Raw genomic sequence first — 20,223 nt, forward strand, 5'->3', positions numbered from 1 at the left:
AAGCGGCAACAAATGAAACCTCAAAAAAGCATAGCAATGCTTAAGGGATCACAATGCAGAACAGCGCGATGAAGCCCTGGCTGGACTCTTCCTGGCTGGCCGGCGCGAATCAGTCTTACATAGAGCAGCTCTATGAGGATTTCCTGACCGATCCTGACTCTGTCGATGCAGTGTGGCGCTCGATGTTCCAACAGTTACCGGGCACCGGAATGAAACCTGAGCAGTTTCACTCCACCACACGTGAGTACTTCCGTCGCCTGGCGAAAGACGCATCTCGTTACACCTCATCTGTCTCCGATCCGGAAACCAACTCCAAGCAAGTGAAAGTGCTGCAGCTGATCAACGCGTTTCGTTTTCGCGGTCATCAGCACGCCAATCTCGATCCGCTTGGCCTGTGGAAACAGGATCGGGTCGCCGATCTTGATCCCGCTTTTCATGACCTGACCGAGGCCGATTTTCAGGAAAGCTTTAACGTAGGCTCTTTTGCCATCGGTAAAGAGACCATGAAGCTGGCCGATCTCTTCGACGCGCTGACGCAGACGTACTGTGGCTCAATCGGTGCGGAATATATGCACATCAACAACACGGATGAGAAGCGCTGGATCCAGCAGCGTCTTGAGTCTGTGGCGGGCCGTGCAGCGTTCAGCAACGAAGAGAAAAAAGGTTTCCTGAAAGAGCTGACCGCGGCAGAAGGACTGGAAAAATATCTCGGGGCGAAATTCCCGGGTGCCAAACGCTTCTCGCTGGAAGGCGGCGATGCGCTGGTGCCCATGCTGCGCGAAATGATCCGTCACGCCGGCAAGAGCGGCACCCGTGAAGTCGTGCTGGGCATGGCGCACCGTGGTCGTCTCAATGTGCTGATCAACGTGCTGGGTAAAAAGCCACAGGATCTGTTCGACGAGTTCGCCGGTAAGCATAAAGAGCATCTTGGCACCGGTGACGTGAAGTACCACATGGGCTTCTCTTCTGACGTAGAAACCGAAGGCGGCCTGGTTCACCTGGCGCTGGCGTTTAACCCGTCACACCTGGAGATCGTCAGCCCGGTCGTTATGGGTTCCGTACGTGCCCGTCTGGATCGTCTGGATGAGCCTGCGAGCAACAAAGTCCTGCCGATCACCATTCATGGTGACGCGGCGGTGATTGGCCAGGGCGTGGTTCAGGAAACCCTGAACATGTCACAGGCACGCGGTTATGAAGTGGGCGGTACTGTTCGCATCGTCATCAACAACCAGGTTGGTTTTACGACGTCCAACCCGAAAGATGCGCGTTCAACCCCTTACTGCACCGATATCGGCAAAATGGTGCTGGCACCGATTTTCCACGTCAACGCGGATGACCCGGAAGCAGTCGCTTTTGTGACCCGTCTGGCGCTCGACTATCGCAACACCTTTAAGCGTGATGTGTTTATCGATCTGGTCTGCTATCGCCGTCATGGTCACAACGAGGCCGATGAGCCAAGTGCGACTCAGCCGCTGATGTACCAGAAAATCAAAAAGCACCCGACGCCGCGTAAAATTTACGCCGACCGTCTGGAAGGTGAAGCCGTTGCCACGCAGGAAGATGCGACCGAAATGGTCAATCTTTACCGTGATGCGCTGGATGCGGGCGAGTGCGTAGTACCAGAATGGCGTCCGATGAGCCTGCACTCCTTTACCTGGTCACCTTACCTGAACCATGAGTGGGATGAGCCTTACCCGGCCCAGGTCGACATGAAACGTCTGAAGGAACTGGCGCTGCGTATCAGCCAGGTACCTGAAGAGGTTGAGGTGCAGTCGCGTGTTGCCAAGATTTATAACGACCGTCGTCTGATGGCTGAAGGCGAGAAAGCCTTTGACTGGGGCGGCGCGGAAAACCTGGCCTACGCCACGCTGGTTGATGAAGGCATTCCGGTTCGCCTGTCGGGTGAAGATACCGGTCGCGGCACCTTCTTCCATCGTCACGCGGTGGTTCATAACCAGGCAAACGGCTCAACCTACACCCCTCTGCACCATGTGCACAGCGGCCAGGGCCAGTTCAAAGTCTGGGACTCCGTGCTATCAGAAGAGGCGGTACTGGCCTTTGAATATGGCTACGCCACTGCTGAGCCACGCATCCTGACCATCTGGGAAGCGCAGTTTGGTGACTTCGCCAACGGTGCACAGGTTGTTATCGACCAGTTCATCAGCTCCGGTGAGCAGAAATGGGGCCGTATGTGTGGCCTGGTCATGCTGCTGCCGCACGGCTATGAAGGTCAGGGGCCAGAGCACTCGTCTGCGCGTCTGGAGCGTTATCTGCAACTCTGCGCTGAGCAGAACATGCAGGTCTGCGTACCGTCAACGCCTGCGCAGGTTTACCATATGCTGCGTCGTCAGGCGCTGCGCGGTATGCGCCGTCCGCTGATTGTGATGTCGCCGAAATCGCTGCTGCGTCATCCGCTGGCGATCTCCACGCTGGATGAACTGGCTAACGGCAGCTTCCAGCCGGCGATTGGCGAAGTGGATAATCTGGATGCGCAGGGCGTGAAACGCGTCGTGCTGTGCTCTGGTAAAGTCTATTACGACCTGCTTGAGCAGCGTCGTAAAAATGAGCAGACCGATGTAGCCATTGTCCGTATCGAGCAGCTCTATCCGTTCCCGCATCATGCGGTTCAGGAAGCATTACAAGCGTATTCTCACGTACAGGATTTTGTCTGGTGTCAGGAAGAGCCGCTGAATCAGGGCGCCTGGTACTGCAGCCAGCATCATTTCCGTGAAGTTGTGCCGTTTGGTGCGACCTTACGTTATGCAGGCCGCCCGGCCTCCGCCTCACCGGCCGTGGGTTACATGTCCGTACACCAACAACAGCAGCAAGACCTGGTTAATGACGCGCTGAACGTTAATTAATTAAAAGGAAAGATAATGAGTAGCGTAGATATTCTCGTTCCCGACCTGCCTGAATCGGTTGCCGATGCCTCCGTGGCAACCTGGCACAAAAAACCAGGCGATGCAGTGACTCGCGATGAAGTGCTGGTTGAAATCGAAACCGACAAAGTGGTGCTGGAAGTGCCAGCCTCTGCTGACGGTATTCTGGAAGCGGTTCTGGAAGAAGAGGGCGCCACCGTCACTTCACGCCAGATTCTGGGTCGTCTGAAAGAGGGCAACAGCGCCGGTAAAGAGACCAGCGCGAAGTCTGAAAGCAAAGAGTCTACCCCGGCTCAGCGTCAGACTGCGTCACTGGAAGAAGAGAGCAACGATGCGCTCAGCCCGGCCATCCGCCGTCTGATTGCCGAGCACAACCTTGATGCTTCGCAGATCAAAGGCAGCGGTGTGGGCGGACGTCTGACCCGTGAAGATGTTGAAAAACATCTGGCCAACAAACCACAGGCCGCTAAAGCCGCCGCACCTGCGTCAGAAACTGCAGCCGTGCAGCAGCCTGTGGCGAATCGCAGCGAAAAACGCGTGCCGATGACCCGTCTGCGTAAGCGTGTTGCCGAGCGTCTGCTGGAAGCGAAAAACAGCACTGCGATGCTGACCACCTTCAACGAAATCAACATGAAGCCCATCATGGATCTGCGCAAGCAGTATGGTGAGGCCTTCGAGAAGCGTCACGGTGTCCGTCTGGGCTTTATGTCCTTCTACATCAAAGCGGTTGTTGAAGCACTGAAACGTTACCCGGAAGTGAATGCCTCCATCGATGGCGAAGATGTGGTTTACCACAACTACTTCGACGTCAGCATCGCGGTCTCTACGCCACGCGGTCTGGTGACACCGGTTCTGCGTGACGTTGATGCGCTGAGCATGGCGGACATTGAGAAGAAAATCAAAGAGCTGGCAGTGAAAGGCCGTGACGGCAAGCTGACAGTAGACGATCTGACCGGCGGTAACTTCACCATTACCAATGGCGGCGTCTTTGGTTCCCTGATGTCCACCCCGATCATCAACCCACCGCAGAGCGCCATCCTGGGCATGCACGCTATCAAAGATCGCCCGATGGCGGTCAATGGTCAGGTTGTGGTGCTGCCAATGATGTACCTGGCGCTCTCCTACGACCACCGTCTGATCGATGGCCGTGAATCAGTGGGTTATCTGGTTGCAGTGAAAGAGATGCTGGAAGATCCGGCGCGTCTGCTGCTGGATGTCTGATTTTCACCGGGCGCGCCTCGCGCGCCCAACCTCAATACTCTTTTCAGACCTGAATGGATAGAACATCATGAACTTACACGAATACCAGGCGAAACAACTGTTTGCACGGTATGGCATGCCGGCACCAACGGGTTACGCCTGTACTACACCACGTGAAGCGGAAGAAGCAGCCTCTAAAATTGGCGCAGGCCCGTGGGTAGTTAAATGTCAGGTTCATGCCGGTGGCCGCGGTAAAGCGGGCGGTGTGAAAGTGGTTAACAGCAAAGAAGAGATCCGCGCATTTGCTGAAAACTGGCTGGGCAAACGTCTGGTGACCTATCAGACAGACGCAAACGGCCAGCCGGTAAACCAGATTCTGGTTGAAGCGGCAACCGACATCGATCAGGAGCTCTACCTGGGCGCTGTGGTCGATCGCGCAACGCGTCGCGTGATTTTCATGGCCTCAACCGAAGGCGGCGTGGAAATCGAAAAAGTGGCGGAAGAGACCCCGCACCTGATCCACAAAATGGCGCTGGATCCACTGACCGGTCCGCAGCCTTATCAGGGCCGCGAGCTGGCATTCAAACTGGGCCTGACCGGTAAGCTGGTTGGTCAGTTCACCAAGATCTTCATGGGTCTGGCAACGCTGTTCCTGGAGCGCGATCTGGCGATGGTTGAGATCAACCCGCTGGTCATCACTAAGCAGGGCGATCTGATCTGCCTGGATGGCAAACTGGGCGCCGATGGCAATGCCCTGTTCCGCCAGCCAGAGCTGCGCGAAATGCGCGATCCAAGCCAGGAAGACCCACGTGAAGCGCATGCGACACAGTGGGAACTGAACTATGTTGCGCTGGAAGGCAACATCGGTTGTATGGTTAACGGCGCAGGTCTGGCGATGGGCACCATGGACATCGTTAAGCACCATGGCGGTCAGCCAGCCAACTTCCTTGATGTCGGCGGCGGCGCAACTAAAGAGCGCGTGACCGAAGCCTTCAAAATCATCCTGTCTGACGATGCGGTTAAAGCCGTCTTCGTTAACATCTTCGGCGGTATCGTACGCTGTGACCTGATTGCCGACGGCATCATCGGCGCAGTCGCTGAAGTGGGTGTTAACGTGCCAGTGGTGGTACGTCTGGAAGGTAACAACGCCGAGCTGGGCGCACAGAAACTGGCGGACAGCGGTCTGAACATCATTGCAGCAACCAGCCTGACAGACGCCGCACAGCGTGTTGTTGCTGCCGCGGAGGGTAAATAATGTCCATTCTGATCGACAAAAACACCAAAGTCATTTGCCAGGGTTTCACCGGTGGCCAGGGGACTTTCCATTCTGAGCAGGCGCTGGCTTACGGTACTCAGCTGGTTGGCGGCGTGACGCCAGGCAAAGGCGGCACGACGCATCTCGGCCTGCCGGTGTTCAACACCGTACGCGAAGCGGTAGAAGCGACCGGCGCAACTGCCACCGTGATCTACGTTCCGGCACCTTTCTGTAAAGATGGCATCCTGGAAGCGATCGAAGCGGGCATCAAGCTGATCATCACCATCACCGAAGGTATCCCGACGCTGGATATGCTGACTGTGAAAGTGAAGCTGGATGAAGCGGGCGTGCGGATGATCGGTCCAAACTGTCCGGGCGTAATCACCCCAGGTGAATGTAAGATCGGCATCATGCCAGGCCACATTCACCAGCCGGGCCGTGTCGGTATCGTATCCCGTTCAGGCACCCTGACCTATGAAGCAGTTAAGCAGACCACTGACATCGGCTACGGCCAGTCAACCTGCGTCGGCATCGGTGGTGACCCGATCCCTGGCTCTAACTTCATCGACATCCTGAAAATGTTCCAGGATGATCCACAGACTGAAGCGATCGTGATGATCGGTGAAATCGGTGGCAGCGCAGAAGAAGAAGCCGCAGCCTTCATCAAAGAGCACGTGACCAAGCCGGTTGTAGGCTACATTGCTGGCGTCACCGCGCCGAAAGGCAAGCGCATGGGCCATGCGGGCGCCATCATTGCCGGTGGTAAAGGTACAGCAGATGAGAAATTTGCTGCACTGGAAGCCGCAGGCGTGAAAACCGTTCGCAGCCTGGCTGACATCGGTGACGCAGTTAAAGCCGTATTACCGGCAAAATAAGTCGTCGTCATCTGAGACTAAGCCACCTCCGGGTGGCTTTTTTTATGCCGGTAACACACAGACATCACCCAGACATTTAAAGAAAAGAGGGCGTGGTCAGATAACCACGCAGGTATTAGTTACGTTAATAAAAAGTGGCAAAGGTAAACTATTTTTCCCCGCCTTATTTCATTAATGACATCTCATTAACAAGAAACCCACCTGGCTCTATCTGGAAACTTATTGCGTTAATCCAGATCAATTAATCGCGATTTATATCCAACTATATCGCTGGCAAAGCGCAACGCTAAGAGCGTAAATTGCGCTGCATCAATCCAGCCTTTTACACAAATATTCAAACGTCTGCTCAGCCCGGGATGACACCCGCTTTCCTCCTGTTAAAGCACGCGTTAATGAAAGCGCGGATTGACAATTTTCAGAGCTGCTTTATTCGCTACTCGCCTGTTCGGGCAGCTCACAAATCTGTTCTGCTGGTCATAAAAAAACTGGAATCAATAAACAGTCGTTCCTGACTCTGATTACGTTCGTTCTGATCGCGCGCGTGACGGAGACAAAGCGAGGAGCAAGGAGTCCTTATGTTAGATATCGTCGAACTGTCGCGGTTACAGTTTGCCTTAACAGCGATGTACCATTTTCTGTTCGTCCCTTTAACGCTGGGTATGGCGTTTTTGCTGGCGATCATGGAGACGGTCTATGTCCTGAGCGGTAAACAAATTTATAAAGATATGACGAAGTTCTGGGGCAAGTTATTTGGTATTAACTTTGCGCTGGGTGTCGCCACTGGCCTGACCATGGAATTTCAGTTCGGGACAAACTGGTCATATTACTCTCACTACGTCGGCGATATCTTCGGCGCGCCGCTCGCCATTGAAGGTCTGATGGCGTTCTTCCTGGAATCGACCTTTGTCGGCCTGTTCTTTTTTGGCTGGGATCGGCTGGGTAAAGTGCAGCACATGGCGGTGACCTGGCTGGTGGCGCTGGGCTCGAACATGTCCGCGCTGTGGATTCTGGTTGCTAACGGCTGGATGCAGAACCCCATCGCCTCTGAATTCAACTTCGAAACCATGCGCATGGAGATGGTCAGCTTCTCAGAGCTGGTACTGAACCCGGTGGCGCAGGTGAAATTCGTTCACACCGTTGCGGCCGGTTACACCACCGGCGCGATGTTCATTCTGGGCATCAGCGCGTGGTACATGCTGAAAGGGCGCGATCTTGCTTTTGCTAAACGCTCGTTCGCTATTGCGGCCAGCTTTGGCATGGCGGCGGTGCTCTCCGTGATCCTGCTGGGCGATGAGTCAGGCTATGAAATGGGCGACGTGCAGAAAACCAAGCTGGCCGCTATCGAAGCGGAGTGGGAAACCCAGCCGGCACCAGCCTCATTTACGCTGTTTGGCCTGCCCGATCAGGCAACGCAGGAGAACCGGTATGCCGTGCAGATCCCGTGGCTGCTGGGCCTGATCGCGACCCGATCCATCGATAAGCCGGTTACCGGCCTGAAAGATCTGATGGCTCAGCATGAAGTGCGCATCCGCAACGGCATGAAAGCCTACACGTTGCTGAATGAACTGCGCAGCGGCAGTCAGGATCCCGCAGTACGTGACGCGTTCAACAGCCACAAGCAGGATCTCGGTTATGGTCTGCTGCTGAAGCGCTATACCGATAACGTGGCGGATGCGACCGAAGCGCAGATCAAACAGGCGACGCAGGACTCTATCCCGCGCGTAGCGCCGCTCTATTTCGCGTTCCGCATCATGGTGCTGTGTGGCGTACTGCTGCTGGGCATTATCACGCTCTCTTTCTGGAGCGTAATACGCAATCGCGTGGGCAAAAATCGCTGGTTACTGAAAGCGGCGCTGTTTGGTATTCCGTTACCCTGGATTGCCGTCGAGTCAGGCTGGTTCGTAGCCGAGTATGGTCGTCAGCCCTGGGCTATCGGTGAAATCCTGCCGACCGCGGTGGCCAACTCCTCGCTGACTGTTGGCGATCTGCTGTTCTCGATGATCCTGATCTGCGGACTCTACACGCTGTTCCTGGTGGCAGAAATGTACCTGATGTTCAAATTCGCCCGCCTTGGGCCGAGCAGCCTGAAAACCGGGCGATATCATCATGAGCAGATTACGGCAACTACTCAGCCGGTTCAGGGATAAGGAGAGCGACCATGTTTGATTATGAAGTTCTGCGCTTTGTCTGGTGGCTGCTGATTGGCGTGCTGCTGATTGGCTTTGCTGTTGCAGATGGTTTTGATATGGGCGTCGGCATGCTGACACGCATTCTGGGCCGCACCGATACTGAACGTCGCATCATGATTAACAGTATCGCCCCGCACTGGGACGGTAACCAGGTCTGGCTGATCACCGCGGGTGGCGCACTGTTTGCCGCCTGGCCGATGGTCTACGCGGCGGCCTTCTCCGGCTTCTATGTGGCGATGATTCTGGTGCTCGCGTCACTCTTCTTCCGTCCGGTCGGTTTCGATTACCGCTCGAAGATTGAAGATAACCGCTGGCGCGGTGCCTGGGACTGGGGCATTTTCATTGGCAGCTTCGTGCCACCGCTGGTGATTGGCGTGGCCTTTGGCAACCTGTTACAGGGCGTGCCGTTCCATGCCGATGCGTATCTGCGCCTGTTCTATACCGGCAACTTCTTCCAACTGCTGAATCCGTTTGGCCTGCTGGCGGGTGTGGTCAGTGTGGCGATGATTCTGGCACAGGGCGCAACCTACCTGCAGATGCGCACCACTGGCGAACTGCATCTGCGTTCGCGTACCGCTGCACAACTTGCCGCGCTGGTGATGATGGTCTGCTTCATCCTGGCGGGTGCCTGGGTAAAATACGGTATTGAGGGTTATGTGGTGACCAGCACAATGGATCACTTCGCCGCCTCGAACCCACTGGGAAAAACCGTCGTGCGCGAAGCGGGTGCCTGGATGGTTAACTTCCAGAATCATCCTGTACTGTGGCTGTTCCCGCTGCTTGGTTCGGTGCTGCCGCTGCTTACCGTACTCTGCTCGCGGGTTGAAAAGGGTGCCTGGGCGTTCCTGTTCTCATCACTGACGCTGGCCTGCGTCATCATGACTGCCGGCATTGCGATGTTTCCGTTCATCATGCCATCCAGCACCGTACCGGGGACCAGCCTGACCATGTGGGACTCCACGTCCAGTCTGCTGACGTTGCAAACCATGACCGTGGCCGCCGCTATCTTTGTCCCAATCATTCTGATTTACACCACCTGGTGCTACTGGAAGATGTTTGGCCGTATTACCAAAGAGCAGATTGAAAGCAACAGTCACTCACTCTATTAATAAAGGAGATGTCGCATGTGGTATTTTGCCTGGATTCTCGGCACGTTGCTGGCCTGTGCCTTTGGTATCGTGACCGCGCTGGCGATTGAGCACGTTGAAGCGCAGGATGAGACTCACTGATGCGCACGCCAGTTCGGATGCTCTATGATCTGATGGATAAGGGCCCGTTACGGGCCCTTTCACTGCTGCTGGCGCTGCTGACGGCGGGCGGCGTAATGTGGGATCCGACCCGTTTTGCCAATCAGGCGGGCCAGCTTCCTGCTCTGCAGGGGCTGGTGCTGATCTGGGCGGTCTGCTGCGGCGTAATTCACGGTGTGGGTTTCCGGCCACGGAAAACCCGATGGCAGGCGCTGTTTACGCCGTTACCGGCTCTGCTGGCGTTAGTGATTGCGCTTTACCGTTTTTATCTTTAATCCCCCACCTTACCCGCGCTGTCAGTGAATATTTGTCAGCATCTGGTCAATAAATCTCTCTGAAATCGTTCCGTTTGTTACGGAGCGATAATTATTTTCGCCTGGCTCTGGCGACCCATTCCCAACCCCAATTCTCTTGCGTATAGTAGCAACGTTTAAAACGAGGCCGGGATGTAGAGTGAGTACAACGCTGTTTCGCTGGCCGGTTCGGGTCTACTACGAAGATACTGATGCCGGTGGTGTGGTTTATCACGCCAGCTATATCGCTTTTTATGAACGAGCACGTACCGAAATGTTGCGACAGCACCATTTCAATCAGCAGACGCTGTTAGAACAGCAGATCGCTTTTGTGGTACGGCGCATATCGGTGGACTATCTGGCGGCGGCGCGTCTTGATGACCTTCTGGAGATCCAGAGTGAGGTCACCTCAATGACACGGGCAACCATGACGTTCACGCAGCGTATCGTGAATACTGAAGGCAAAGTGCTCAATGAGGCAGAAGTCCTGATTGCCTGCATTAACCCACATCTGATGAAGCCGATTGCGCTTCCCAAGTCTATTGTCGCGGAGTTCAAGCAGTGACTGACATGAACATTCTTGATTTGTTCCTGAAGGCGAGCCTTCTGGTCAAACTTATCATGTTGATTTTGATCGGCTTTTCTATTGCCTCCTGGGCCATCATTATTCAGCGCACACGTATTCTGAATGCGGCGGGAAGAGAAGCGGAGGCGTTTGAAGACAAATTCTGGTCCGGTATCGAACTCTCGCGCCTGTATCAGGAGAGCCAGGAGCGCCGGGAAGAACTGGGCGGCTCGGAGCAGATTTTCTATTCCGGCTTCAAAGAATTTGCCCGCCTGCATCGCGCCAATAATCATGCGCCGGAAGCGGTCATTGACGGGGCGAGTCGTGCTATGCGCATCTCAATGAACCGTGAGCTGGAAGCACTGGAAAACCACATTCCATTCCTCGGCACCGTCGGCTCTATCAGTCCTTACATCGGGCTGTTCGGTACCGTCTGGGGAATTATGCACGCCTTTATCGCGCTGGGCGCGGTGAAGCAGGCGACGCTGCAGATGGTGGCACCGGGTATCGCTGAAGCACTGATTGCGACCGCTATCGGTCTGTTTGCCGCGATTCCGGCGGTTATGGCGTACAACCGTCTGAACCAGCGCGTGAACAAACTGGAGCAGGGCTACGACAACTTTATGGAAGAGTTCACTGCCATCCTGCATCGCCAGGCTTTCTCCAGCGATAGCGCTAAGTAAATAGAGGTTAATGATGGCCAGAGTACGTGGTCGCAAAAGCCGCGACCTGAAGTCGGAAATCAACATCGTTCCGCTACTGGACGTCCTGCTGGTGCTGTTGCTGATCTTCATGGCAACGGCACCCATTATTACCCAGAGCGTGGAAGTGGATCTGCCTGATGCGACCGACTCTAAAACGGTTTCCAGCGATGATAATCCGCCGGTAATTGTTGAAGTCGCGGGCGTGGGGCAGTACAGCCTGGTCGTGGATCACGACCGCATGGACCAACTCCCGCCTGAGCAGGTGATCAGCGAAGCGCAGCGTCGACTGGAAGCGAATCCTAAGACGGTCTTTTTGATCGGGGGCGCGAAAGAGGTGCCTTACGATGAAATTATTAAAGCGCTCAACCTGCTGCACCAGGCGGGTGTTAAATCTGTCGGTTTGATGACGCAGCCGATTTAAAATCGAACCGTTTTTTGGGAACCGAGTGTGTCGAAGGCAACCGAGCAAAACGAGAAGTTAAAGCGCGCGATAATCATTTCGGTGATTCTGCATATCGTGCTGATCGCGCTGCTGATTTGGAGCTCGTTTAATGAGCACGTTGACCCCAGCAGTGCGGGTGGCGGAGGCAGCGATATCGATGCAGTGATGGTCGATCCGGGTGCCGTCGTGAGTCAATACAATCGTCAGCAGAACCAGCAGAGCGACAGCCAGCGGGCTGAGCAGCAGCGTAAAAAGCAGGCGCAGCAGCAGGCTGAAGAGCTGCAACAGAAACAGGCTGCTGAACAGCAGCGTTTGAAAGCGCTGGAGAAAGAGCGTTTAGCCGCGCAGGAAACCGCGAAAGAAGAGGCTAAACAGCAGGCTGAGCAGCAGAAAGCGGCTATCGATGCTGCTAAACAGGCTCAGGAGCAACAAAAAACCGCTGAAGCGGCGGCAGCCAAAGCGAAAGCGGATGCGAAAGCCCAGGCGGATGCACAGGCAAAAGCCGCCGCCGAGCAGGCGAAGCAGGCCGCAGCCGACGCAAAGAAGCAGGCTGATCAGCAGGCGAAAGCCGCCGCGGCGGCCGCCGCAAAAGAGAAAGCTGTTGCGGAAGCCAAAGCAAAGTCTGAAGCGGATGCAAAAGCGGCAGCCGAAGCCAAAGTGAAAGCGGCGGCGGAGGCAAAAGCTAAAGCGGCCGAAGAGGCGAAAGAAAAAGCCGCTGAAGCCAAAGAAAAAGCAGCTGAGGCAGCGAAAGAGAAAGCTGCAGAAGCGGCGAAAGAGAAAGCTGAGGCCGCTAAAGAAGCGGCTAAAGAGAAGGCAGAAGCGGCTGCAAAGGCGAAAGCCGATGCTGCGGCAAAAGCCAAAGCCGATGCGGCAGCCAAAGCAAAAGCGGATGCTGCTGCTAAGGCCAAAGCAGATGCGAAAGCGAAAGCTGCAGCGGATGCCGCCAATGGCAGCGATGTCGATGATTTACTGGGCGGACTCGCTTCCGGCAAAAATGCACCGAAAAGCGGCACTTCCGGTGGCGCAGCAGGGCAGGGAAACCAGAAGAAAGCGGGCGCATCAGGCGCGGAAATCAACTCCTATATGGGGCAGGTTGTCAGTGCGATTCAGAGCCGATTCTACGATGCCGATCTGTATCGCGGAAAAACCTGTGATTTGCGGATTAAACTTGCGCCTGATGGCTTGTTAATCGATGTTAAGTCAGAGGGTGGCGATCCTGCGCTCTGTCAGGCCGCGATTGCTGCCGCTAAACAGGCACGCATTCCGAAGCCGCCTTCGCAGGCGGTCTACGAAGTGTTTAAAAACGCCCCAATGCGTTTTAAACCGCAATAATGCAGTAACGGGCGGCAAGTTGTTCTATGTTTAGCTTGCCGTACTTAAGTTGTACTCGTGGTTTCCAGGAACAGTGCCAATTATCGTGGACTGAGGTTCAGATAAGGGAGATAAAATGAAGCAAGCTCTTCGCGTTACGTTAGGCTTTTTTATCCTGCTGTGGGCAGCCATGCTGCATGCAGAAGTTCGAATTGAGATCACCCAGGGTGTCAACACTGCGCGCCCGATTGGCGTGGTGCCGTTTAAATGGGCGGGTGCGGGTGCTGCGCCGGAAGATGTCGGCGGCATCGTAGCGGCTGACCTGCGTAACAGTGGCAAATTTAATCCACTGGACCGCTCGCGTCTGCCACAGCAGCCTGCCAGCGCGCAGGAAGTTCAGCCTGCCGCCTGGAGCGCGCTCGGCATTGATGCCGTTGTCGTCGGTCAGGTCGCTTCTAACCCGGATGGCAGCTATCAGGTTTCTTACCAGCTGGTTGATACCGGCGGTGCGCCAGGTACCGTACTGGCACAGAACTCGTATAAAGTGACTAAACAGTGGCTGCGTTATGCTGCCCACACGGCCAGTGATGAGACGTTCCAGAAGCTGACCGGCATTAAAGGTGCTTTCCGTACCCGCATCGCCTATGTCGTGCAGACCAATGGCGGTCAGTTCCCGTATGAGCTGCGCGTGGCTGACTACGATGGTTACAACCAGTTCGTGGTACATCGTTCACCACAGCCACTGATGTCGCCAGCCTGGTCTCCGGATGGCAGCAAAGTTGCCTACGTGACCTTTGAAAGCGGCAAATCTGCGCTGGTGGTTCAGACGCTGTCTAACGGTGCTATCCGTCAGGTCGCCTCTTATCCACGTCATAACGGTGCACCTGCGTTTTCGCCAGATGGCTCTAAGCTCGCTTTCGCGCTCTCTAAAACCGGCAGCCTGAACCTCTATGTGATGGATCTGGCGTCAGGTCAGACGCGTCAGGTGACAGATGGTCGCTATAACAGCACTGAACCGACCTGGTTCCCGGACAGCCAGACGCTGGCTTATACCTCGGATCAGGCGGGTGCCCCTCAGATCTATAAAGTTGGTCTGAATGGCGGCACGCCACAGCGTATTACCTGGGAAGGTGGTCAGAACCAGGATGCGGATGTCGCAACAGATGGTAAATCTATGGTGATGATTAGCACCAGCGGTGGTGCTCAACACGTCGCCAAACAGGATCTGGAAACGGGAGCCGTTCAAACGTTAACGGACACGTTCCTGGATGAAACGCCGAGCCTGGCACCAAACGGCACAATGGTAATCTATAGCTCTACTCAGGGGATGGGTTCCGTGCTGCAGTTGGTTTCAACCGACGGTCGTTTCAAAGCGCGTCTTCCGGCAACTGATGGACAGGTCAAATTTCCTGCCTGGTCGCCGTATCTGTAATGTCTGACAGTTCAGACATCGCAAACAATAAACAATAATGGGATTTTTGAAATGCAACTGAACAAAGTGCTGAAGGGTTTGATGCTGGCTCTGCCGGTTCTGGCAGTAGCGGCTTGTAGCTCACACAAAAACAACAACAATGACCAGACTGGCATGGGCGCTGATGGCGCTTACGGTGCTAACTCTGGCATGAACGGTAACGGCGGCAACATGTCTTCTGACGAGCAAGCTCGTCTGCAGATGCAGCAGCTGCAGCAGAACAACATCGTGTACTTCGGCCTGGACAAGTATGACGTTCAGTCTGATTACGCACAGATGCTGGATCAGCACGCGACCTTCCTGCGCAGCAACCCATCATACAAAGTGACCATCGAAGGTCACGCGGATGAGCGCGGTACGCCAGAATACAACATCGCCCTGGGCGAACGTCGTGCTAACGCCGTTAAAATGTACCTGCAGGGTAAAGGCGTGTCGGCTGATCAGATGTCTATCGTTTCTTACGGTAAAGAGAAGCCAGCCGTTCTGGGTCATGACGAAGCAGCGTATTCTAAAAACCGTCGTGCCGTACTGGTCTACTAAGAGAATCACATGGTTAGTAACTTCAGACGTCATCTGTTGAGTCTGTCGTTACTGATTGGCGTAGCGGCCCCCTGGGCCGCTAATGCCCAAGCGTCAATCAGTAGCGTTGGCTCCGGCTCGGTCGAAGACCGTGTCACCACTCTTGAACGAATCTCTAATGCCCAGGCACAGCTGATGCAGCAACTGCAGCAGCAGATGAGCGATAACCAGCGTGATATCGATGCGCTGCGTGGGCAAATCCAGCAAAACTCGTATCAGTTGAATCAGGTGGTTGAGCGGCAGAAGCAGCTTTACCAGCAGATTGACAGCCTGAGCAGCGCCAGCAGCAGCGGCGGGCAACAGGCAGCCGGCAGCGATGCCGCAGCAGATACCGGCGCAGCAGCCACCGCAGGCGCGGCAGCATCCACGGAGAGCGCACCTGCTCAGACCGGTGACGCTAACAGCGATTACAATGCGGCTGTGGCGCTGATTCTGGAGAAGAAACAGTATGACCAGGCGATCAGTGCGCTTCAGGCGTGGGTAAAACGTTACCCGGATTCGACCTATCAGCCGAATGCGAATTACTGGCTGGGTCAGCTGAACTACAACAAAGGCAAAAAGGACGACGCGGCGTATTATTACGCTACGGTGGTGAAGAACTATCCGAAGTCGCCGAAAGCTGCAGAAGCGTTGCTGAAAGTGGGTGTCATCATGCAGGAGAAGAAAGACACGGCGAAAGCCAAAGCGGTCTTCCAGCAGGTGATCAAACTTTATCCAGACACCGAATCTGCTAAACAGGCGCAGAAACGTCTGGCAAGCCTGTAATTTGTCCGGTTCAGACCAGATATCGTGTGATTTCTGGTCTTGCCGTATGAAAGGTAAGCAACTGAAGCATTTAGCAGAAATAAGAGTTGCGCTACCCCGCTAAATCAGTAATATATGCCGCCGTTGCCGGGACACATTGCAAAGTGTCTGGTAAGCCTGAAGATGGGTCGTTAGCTCAGTTGGTAGAGCAGTTGACTTTTAATCAATTGGTCGCAGGTTCGAATCCTGCACGACCCACCATCTCCTTCAGACGCGCTTTACCGCGCAGTTTTAAGAAGAACACTTCAGCATTGCTTCACAACCTAAGATGGGTCGTTAGCTCAGTTGGTAGAGCAGTTGACTTTTAATCAATTGGTCGCAGGTTCGAATCCTGCACGACCCACCATCTTATCTCAGCCGCCTGGCGCGCTGAACGGTTGTAAGCCTCCAGCGGGTCGTTAGCTCAGTTGGTAGAGCAGTTGACTTTTAATCAATTGGTCGCAGGTTCGAATCCTGCACGACCCACCAATTAAGAAAGAAGCGCCTTTAAGGCGCTTTTTTCGTTTTCAGAGCACGGTATTCACCGTGCAGGGTGAGAACCTGCAGCAAGTTCGACTGAATCGCCCGGCGATTCAGGCTGATGCTTCAGCATCACCCGGAGGGCGAGGCCCTGGAAGGGCCGAGGCAATCCTGCACGACCCACCAATTAGAAAGAAGCGCCCTTTGGGCGCTTTTTTCGTTTCTGCGGTATCTGGCTCACGTTAAATGTATAAAGCCACTGGCGTTTGAGGTAGTGGGCAAAGTCTGGCGCAGTTCGCTGAGAGATCCAGCCTGCGCAGAGAACACGGTCAGATCGGAAAGACGCAAAAGCCGTCATCCATGACACGCTCGGCCCGCGCCGTCCTGGCGCGGGACGCTTTCCTCCTCTGACCGTGTTCCCTGCGCATCGGGCTTAATTGTTGCTGGAGGATTAAAGCTGATTTAGCTTTCTCAGCCATCTAAAAGCGCTGCTGGCGATAATTGCGCAGGACGCTTTCTTCTTCTGAGCGTATTAACTGCTCGCTTTGCTTTTGCTTTGCGGGGAGAGTTGCCCTGTACTCATCCTCACGCCTTTTTCTTCACCTTCGCCACTGCCAGGCTCTCCCAGATATGCATCACCGCATAGCTGCGCCAGGGACGCCAGGATTGCGAACGCGCTTCCGCTTCTCTGGATGACATGCCGCCCAGGTTGTTACGGATGGCGATATCTTCCTTGGGAAAGGCATCCGGCCAGCGCAGGGCGCGCATCGCGATATAGTGCGCAGTCCAGGGACCAATGCCCGGCAGGCTGACCAGCTTTTTTATCACCTCGTCAGGCTGCTGAGCGGCGCTGAGACGCAGGTCACCGCTGGCGCAGGCGCTGGCAAAGGCGATGATGGCGCGGGAGCGCGCGGCGCTGACAATGCCCATCGGTGCGACATCGTCCACCGTCAGTCCGGCGATGCGTTCAGGAAGCGCGGTATAACGGGTGAGATCGGCAAAAGGCGTCTCGCAGGGCTCACCAAAGGCGGCGGCAAAACGGCTGCTGACCGTGGTGGCCGCTTTGACGGTTACCTGCTGGCCGATAATGGCGCGCACGCCCAGCTCAAAGGCGTCGAATGCGCCGGGCACGCGCAGACCGGGATGTGCGATCAGGCTGGGTGCCAGCAGCGGATCCTGGGCCAGGCAGGCGGCGATACGCTGTGGCTGCGCATCGAGATCGAACAGGTCACGCAGACGGCGCAGCAGCAGAGGCAGCACTGGCGTCAGGGACGTTGAGAGCGTCACCTGCAATGCGTTCTTCTGCGGCAGATGGGAAACGCTGACCCAGCCCCGGCAGCGACCCAGCGCCACAGTGCGTCGCCAGCTGCCATCTTCCACCGCTTCGACCTCCTTCATCAGGTGCGTCTGCAAAAACCAGAGCATCGCCGCCCAGTCATAGGGGGGGCGATAGGTCAGCCGCAGCGTCACGCGGTCGCCGGGCTGCGCACGCTTAGTGCCAGTGTCATCCCGGCGCAGCGCGCTCGGCGTCATGCGGTAGCGCGCCTGGAAAACATCATTAAACCGGCGCAGGCTGCTGAAACCGCTGGCGTAGGCGACCTCTATGACAGGCAGTTGTGTTTCTGTCAGCAGCTGTTTTGCCAGCAGCATTCGCCGCGTCTGCTTCAGCTCCAGCGGCGAAACGCCGAGTTCATGCTGCACGATACGGCGCAGCTGACGCAGGCTGAGGCCGAATTCCGCAGCAATTGCTTCCAGGCCTTCGCGCTCCTCCAGCATGCCTTCCTCGATACGCTGAATCAGCCGCTCTGCGACGCGATGCGGCTGATCAACCGGCGCATTGCCGGGTGCCAGTTCTGGCCGACAGCGCAGGCAGGGGCGAAAGCGCGCTTTTTCCGCCGCCTCAGCGCTGCTGAAGAAAAGGCAGTTCTTCTGCATGGGTGCTTTAACCGGGCAGACCGGACGGCAATAGATACCGGTTGACGTCACACCCACAAAGAAAACGCCGTCAAAGCGGGTATCACGAGAGGTCAGCGCCTGGTAGGCAATTTCGGGATCGAGCATGGCATTTCTCCGGCAAATAGGGACAGCCTATACCGGCTGGATCCGTCAGACTGGCTGTTTTCGGACAGCAAAACAGTTTAACTCCATGACCGGAAACAGCCAGTCAGGGGGAAAAAAAGTGCGATACTGGATGACGGAACCGTGACGGGAGAATCACCATGTACTACTTCAAACCGATAGCTACCCCGGTAGGTGAACTGAAACTGGTCGCCAGCGACAGTGGCCTGGCGGGCATCTTGTGGGAAAACGACGATCCGAAGCGCACCCGATTTTTGCCGCAGACGCGCAATGACGATCATCCCATTCTGATCGAAACTGAGCGTCAGCTCAGCGAATACTTTACCGGTGAGCGTCGCTGCTTTGAGCTGCCACTCGACATGGTCGGCACCGACTTTCAGAAAAAAGTCTGGCAGGCGCTGGTGGCGATTCCATTTGGTGAAACGCGCAGCTACAGTCAGATTGCCAGAGAGATCGGTCATCCGCAGGCAGTACGGGCGGTCGGCGCGGCCAATGGTCGTAATCCACTCTCCATTGTTGCGCCATGCCACCGCGTGATTGGCGCTAACGGCAAGCTGACCGGCTTTGCAGGCGGGCTGGACATTAAAGCTTTCCTGCTGGCGCTGGAAGCGCCGCAGTCGCTTATCGATAAAGCAGCTTCAGAGCCGGTCCAGTTAGTGATACAGGCGGACTAAAAATCCCACGACACAGTCTGGCTTTTCCGCTATCGTGTTTAGCATATAAAACACGATGGTGGATTGAACGCCATTATTCGCCTTTACTGGCTATTTTCGTTAATTAGATAAAACGAGAGCTGTGTCATGAGTGTGATGTTCGATCCTGAAAGCGCCGTTTACCCTTTTCCGCCTAAACCTGCCCGCCTGAGTGATGACGAGAAGGCGTTTTACCGTGAGAAAATCAAAGCGCTGCTGAAGGCGCGTAACGCGGTGATGGTGGCGCACTACTACACCGATCCGGAAATCCAGGCGCTGGCGGAAGAGACCGGCGGCTGCGTCTCCGACTCGCTGGAGATGGCGCGTTTCGGCAGTAATCATTCCGCCACCACACTGCTGGTGGCAGGCGTGCGCTTTATGGGCGAAACCGCCAAAATCCTCAGCCCTGAAAAAACCGTGCTGATGCCGACGCTGCAGGCGGAGTGCTCACTGGATCTCGGCTGCCCGATTGAAGAGTTTAACGCCTTCTGTGATGCCCATCCCGATCGCACCGTCGTGGTCTATGCCAATACCTCAGCGGCAGTCAAAGCGCGGGCCGACTGGGTAGTGACCTCCAGCATTGCGGTTGAGCTGATTGAGCATCTCGACAGCCTGGGCGAAAAGATTATCTGGGCGCCGGATCGTCATCTGGGCCGCTACGTCACTCAGAAGTCGGGCGCGGATGTGCTGTGCTGGCAGGGCGCCTGCATTGTGCATGACGAGTTTAAAACCCAGGCGCTGCAGCGTATGAAAGCGCTCTATCCCGACGCGGCGGTGCTGGTGCACCCGGAGTCGCCACAGGCCATTGTCGATCTGGCGGACGCGGTCGGCTCGACCAGCCAGCTGATTCAGGCGGCGAAATCCCTGCCACATCCACAGATGATTGTGGCGACCGATCGCGGCATCTTCTACAAAATGCAGCAAATGGTGCCGGATAAAGAGCTGCTGGAAGCGCCGACCGCGGGCGAGGGCGCAACCTGCCGCAGCTGCGCTCACTGTCCGTGGATGGCGATGAACGGCCTTAAAGCTATCGCAGAAGCGCTGGAGACGGGCGGCGCGGAACATGAGATTCAGGTGGATGAGACGCTGCGAGAGGCGGCGTTACTGCCGCTAAATCGCATGCTATCCTTTGCAGCGGAACTTAAACTCAACGTGAAGGGCAACGCCTAAGCGTTCCCG

The 20,223-nt window shown here is 55.7% G+C and carries 18 protein-coding genes, 3 tRNA genes and 1 other RNA gene; 21 read left to right on the forward strand and 1 reads right to left on the reverse strand.

Features of this window, described 5'->3' with window-relative positions; translation table 11 throughout:
* The first annotated feature begins 53 nt into the window (after positions 1–53).
* From sucA to AC6I8E_RS05420, 19 genes are all read left to right on the forward strand, one after another.
* Complete coding sequence (gene sucA, locus AC6I8E_RS05330) at positions 54–2,861, forward strand: 2-oxoglutarate dehydrogenase E1 component (protein WP_013357145.1); 2,808 nt, start codon at positions 54–56, stop codon at positions 2,859–2,861.
* Positions 2,862–2,876: 15 nt separating this feature from the next.
* Positions 2,877–4,100, forward strand: a complete 1,224-nt coding sequence (odhB, locus tag AC6I8E_RS05335; RefSeq protein WP_195857234.1) for a 2-oxoglutarate dehydrogenase complex dihydrolipoyllysine-residue succinyltransferase — start codon at positions 2,877–2,879, stop codon at positions 4,098–4,100.
* 67 nt (positions 4,101–4,167) lie between these two features.
* Positions 4,168–5,334, forward strand: a complete 1,167-nt coding sequence (sucC, locus tag AC6I8E_RS05340) for an ADP-forming succinate--CoA ligase subunit beta (protein WP_003853151.1) — start codon at positions 4,168–4,170, stop codon at positions 5,332–5,334.
* Entirely contained in the window at positions 5,334–6,209 is an 876-nt protein-coding gene (gene sucD, locus AC6I8E_RS05345; RefSeq protein WP_013357147.1) for a succinate--CoA ligase subunit alpha, read from the forward strand. The genes sucC and sucD overlap by 1 nt, the downstream gene beginning before the upstream one ends.
* Positions 6,210–6,784: 575 nt before the next feature.
* Positions 6,785–8,356 (forward strand): cytochrome ubiquinol oxidase subunit I, encoded by a 1,572-nt coding sequence (cydA, locus tag AC6I8E_RS05350; RefSeq protein ID WP_061061929.1) that lies wholly within the window; start codon positions 6,785–6,787, stop codon positions 8,354–8,356.
* Between the two features lie 11 nt (positions 8,357–8,367).
* Positions 8,368–9,507, forward strand: coding sequence for a cytochrome d ubiquinol oxidase subunit II (gene cydB, locus AC6I8E_RS05355; protein ID WP_312216717.1), 1,140 nt, complete (start codon positions 8,368–8,370; stop codon positions 9,505–9,507).
* A 15-nt stretch (positions 9,508–9,522) separates the two neighbouring features.
* A complete protein-coding gene (gene cydX, locus AC6I8E_RS05360) occupies positions 9,523–9,627 on the forward strand; it encodes a cytochrome bd-I oxidase subunit CydX (RefSeq protein WP_013357150.1) in 105 nt (34 codons plus the stop codon).
* A complete protein-coding gene (ybgE, locus tag AC6I8E_RS05365) occupies positions 9,627–9,920 on the forward strand; it encodes a cyd operon protein YbgE (RefSeq protein ID WP_013357151.1) in 294 nt (97 codons plus the stop codon). Before cydX ends, ybgE begins: the two co-directional genes overlap by 1 nt.
* Positions 9,921–10,098: 178 nt before the next feature.
* Complete coding sequence (gene ybgC / locus AC6I8E_RS05370; RefSeq protein WP_010260759.1) at positions 10,099–10,503, forward strand: tol-pal system-associated acyl-CoA thioesterase; 405 nt, start codon at positions 10,099–10,101, stop codon at positions 10,501–10,503.
* The gene (gene tolQ / locus AC6I8E_RS05375) at positions 10,500–11,186 is read left to right on the forward strand and encodes a Tol-Pal system protein TolQ (RefSeq protein ID WP_003853142.1); all 687 of its coding nucleotides are present in this window, start codon (positions 10,500–10,502) and stop codon (positions 11,184–11,186) included. The genes ybgC and tolQ overlap by 4 nt, the downstream gene beginning before the upstream one ends.
* 13 nt (positions 11,187–11,199) lie before the next feature.
* Positions 11,200–11,628 (forward strand): colicin uptake protein TolR, encoded by a 429-nt coding sequence (gene tolR / locus AC6I8E_RS05380; protein ID WP_013357153.1) that lies wholly within the window; start codon positions 11,200–11,202, stop codon positions 11,626–11,628.
* A gap of 27 nt (positions 11,629–11,655) precedes the next feature.
* The gene (tolA, locus tag AC6I8E_RS05385) at positions 11,656–12,981 is read left to right on the forward strand and encodes a cell envelope integrity protein TolA (protein ID WP_013357154.1); all 1,326 of its coding nucleotides are present in this window, start codon (positions 11,656–11,658) and stop codon (positions 12,979–12,981) included.
* A gap of 115 nt (positions 12,982–13,096) precedes the next feature.
* A complete protein-coding gene (tolB, locus tag AC6I8E_RS05390; RefSeq protein WP_013357155.1) occupies positions 13,097–14,392 on the forward strand; it encodes a Tol-Pal system beta propeller repeat protein TolB in 1,296 nt (431 codons plus the stop codon).
* 51 nt (positions 14,393–14,443) lie between these two features.
* A complete protein-coding gene (gene pal, locus AC6I8E_RS05395; protein ID WP_003853135.1) occupies positions 14,444–14,971 on the forward strand; it encodes a peptidoglycan-associated lipoprotein Pal in 528 nt (175 codons plus the stop codon).
* A gap of 9 nt (positions 14,972–14,980) precedes the next feature.
* The gene (gene cpoB / locus AC6I8E_RS05400; RefSeq protein WP_033782347.1) at positions 14,981–15,775 is read left to right on the forward strand and encodes a cell division protein CpoB; all 795 of its coding nucleotides are present in this window, start codon (positions 14,981–14,983) and stop codon (positions 15,773–15,775) included.
* A 164-nt stretch (positions 15,776–15,939) separates the two neighbouring features.
* Positions 15,940–16,015, forward strand: a tRNA-Lys gene (locus AC6I8E_RS05405).
* A gap of 69 nt (positions 16,016–16,084) precedes the next feature.
* Positions 16,085–16,160: transfer RNA gene (locus AC6I8E_RS05410), tRNA-Lys, on the forward strand.
* 46 nt (positions 16,161–16,206) lie between these two features.
* Positions 16,207–16,282 (forward strand) — tRNA-Lys (locus tag AC6I8E_RS05415).
* A 43-nt stretch (positions 16,283–16,325) separates the two neighbouring features.
* A non-coding RNA gene (locus tag AC6I8E_RS05420) (RtT sRNA) lies at positions 16,326–16,459 on the forward strand.
* A gap of 399 nt (positions 16,460–16,858) precedes the next feature.
* Here AC6I8E_RS05420 and AC6I8E_RS05425 read toward each other — a convergent pair.
* A complete protein-coding gene (locus AC6I8E_RS05425) occupies positions 16,859–18,334 on the reverse strand; it encodes an AlkA N-terminal domain-containing protein (protein WP_147788519.1) in 1,476 nt (491 codons plus the stop codon).
* A 158-nt stretch (positions 18,335–18,492) separates the two neighbouring features.
* Between AC6I8E_RS05425 and AC6I8E_RS05430 the strand changes: the two genes are divergently transcribed.
* Positions 18,493–19,026 carry a methylated-DNA--[protein]-cysteine S-methyltransferase gene (locus AC6I8E_RS05430; protein ID WP_033782350.1) on the forward strand — a complete coding sequence of 178 codons (534 nt, stop codon included), beginning with the start codon at positions 18,493–18,495 and terminating at the stop codon, positions 19,024–19,026.
* Between the two features lie 126 nt (positions 19,027–19,152).
* Entirely contained in the window at positions 19,153–20,214 is a 1,062-nt protein-coding gene (gene nadA, locus AC6I8E_RS05435) for a quinolinate synthase NadA (protein WP_013357160.1), read from the forward strand.
* The last annotated feature ends 9 nt before the right edge of the window (positions 20,215–20,223 follow it).

It is taken from the genome of Pantoea sp. X-Soil-YNGN-785, assembly GCF_059730585.1.

Coding starts and splice junctions, on each gene's coding strand:
- sucA (WP_013357145.1), top strand. CDS start 54: ATGCAGAACAGCGCGATGAAGCCCTGGCTGGACTCTTCCTGGCTGGCC.
- odhB (WP_195857234.1), top strand. CDS start 2,877: ATGAGTAGCGTAGATATTCTCGTTCCCGACCTGCCTGAATCGGTTGCC.
- sucC (WP_003853151.1), top strand. CDS start 4,168: ATGAACTTACACGAATACCAGGCGAAACAACTGTTTGCACGGTATGGC.
- sucD (WP_013357147.1), top strand. CDS start 5,334: ATGTCCATTCTGATCGACAAAAACACCAAAGTCATTTGCCAGGGTTTC.
- cydA (WP_061061929.1), top strand. CDS start 6,785: ATGTTAGATATCGTCGAACTGTCGCGGTTACAGTTTGCCTTAACAGCG.
- cydB (WP_312216717.1), top strand. CDS start 8,368: ATGTTTGATTATGAAGTTCTGCGCTTTGTCTGGTGGCTGCTGATTGGC.
- cydX (WP_013357150.1), top strand. CDS start 9,523: ATGTGGTATTTTGCCTGGATTCTCGGCACGTTGCTGGCCTGTGCCTTT.
- ybgE (WP_013357151.1), top strand. CDS start 9,627: ATGCGCACGCCAGTTCGGATGCTCTATGATCTGATGGATAAGGGCCCG.
- tolR (WP_013357153.1), top strand. CDS start 11,200: ATGGCCAGAGTACGTGGTCGCAAAAGCCGCGACCTGAAGTCGGAAATC.
- tolB (WP_013357155.1), top strand. CDS start 13,097: ATGAAGCAAGCTCTTCGCGTTACGTTAGGCTTTTTTATCCTGCTGTGG.
- pal (WP_003853135.1), top strand. CDS start 14,444: ATGCAACTGAACAAAGTGCTGAAGGGTTTGATGCTGGCTCTGCCGGTT.
- cpoB (WP_033782347.1), top strand. CDS start 14,981: ATGGTTAGTAACTTCAGACGTCATCTGTTGAGTCTGTCGTTACTGATT.
- AC6I8E_RS05425 (WP_147788519.1), bottom strand. CDS start 18,334: ATGCTCGATCCCGAAATTGCCTACCAGGCGCTGACCTCTCGTGATACC.
- AC6I8E_RS05430 (WP_033782350.1), top strand. CDS start 18,493: ATGTACTACTTCAAACCGATAGCTACCCCGGTAGGTGAACTGAAACTG.
- nadA (WP_013357160.1), top strand. CDS start 19,153: ATGAGTGTGATGTTCGATCCTGAAAGCGCCGTTTACCCTTTTCCGCCT.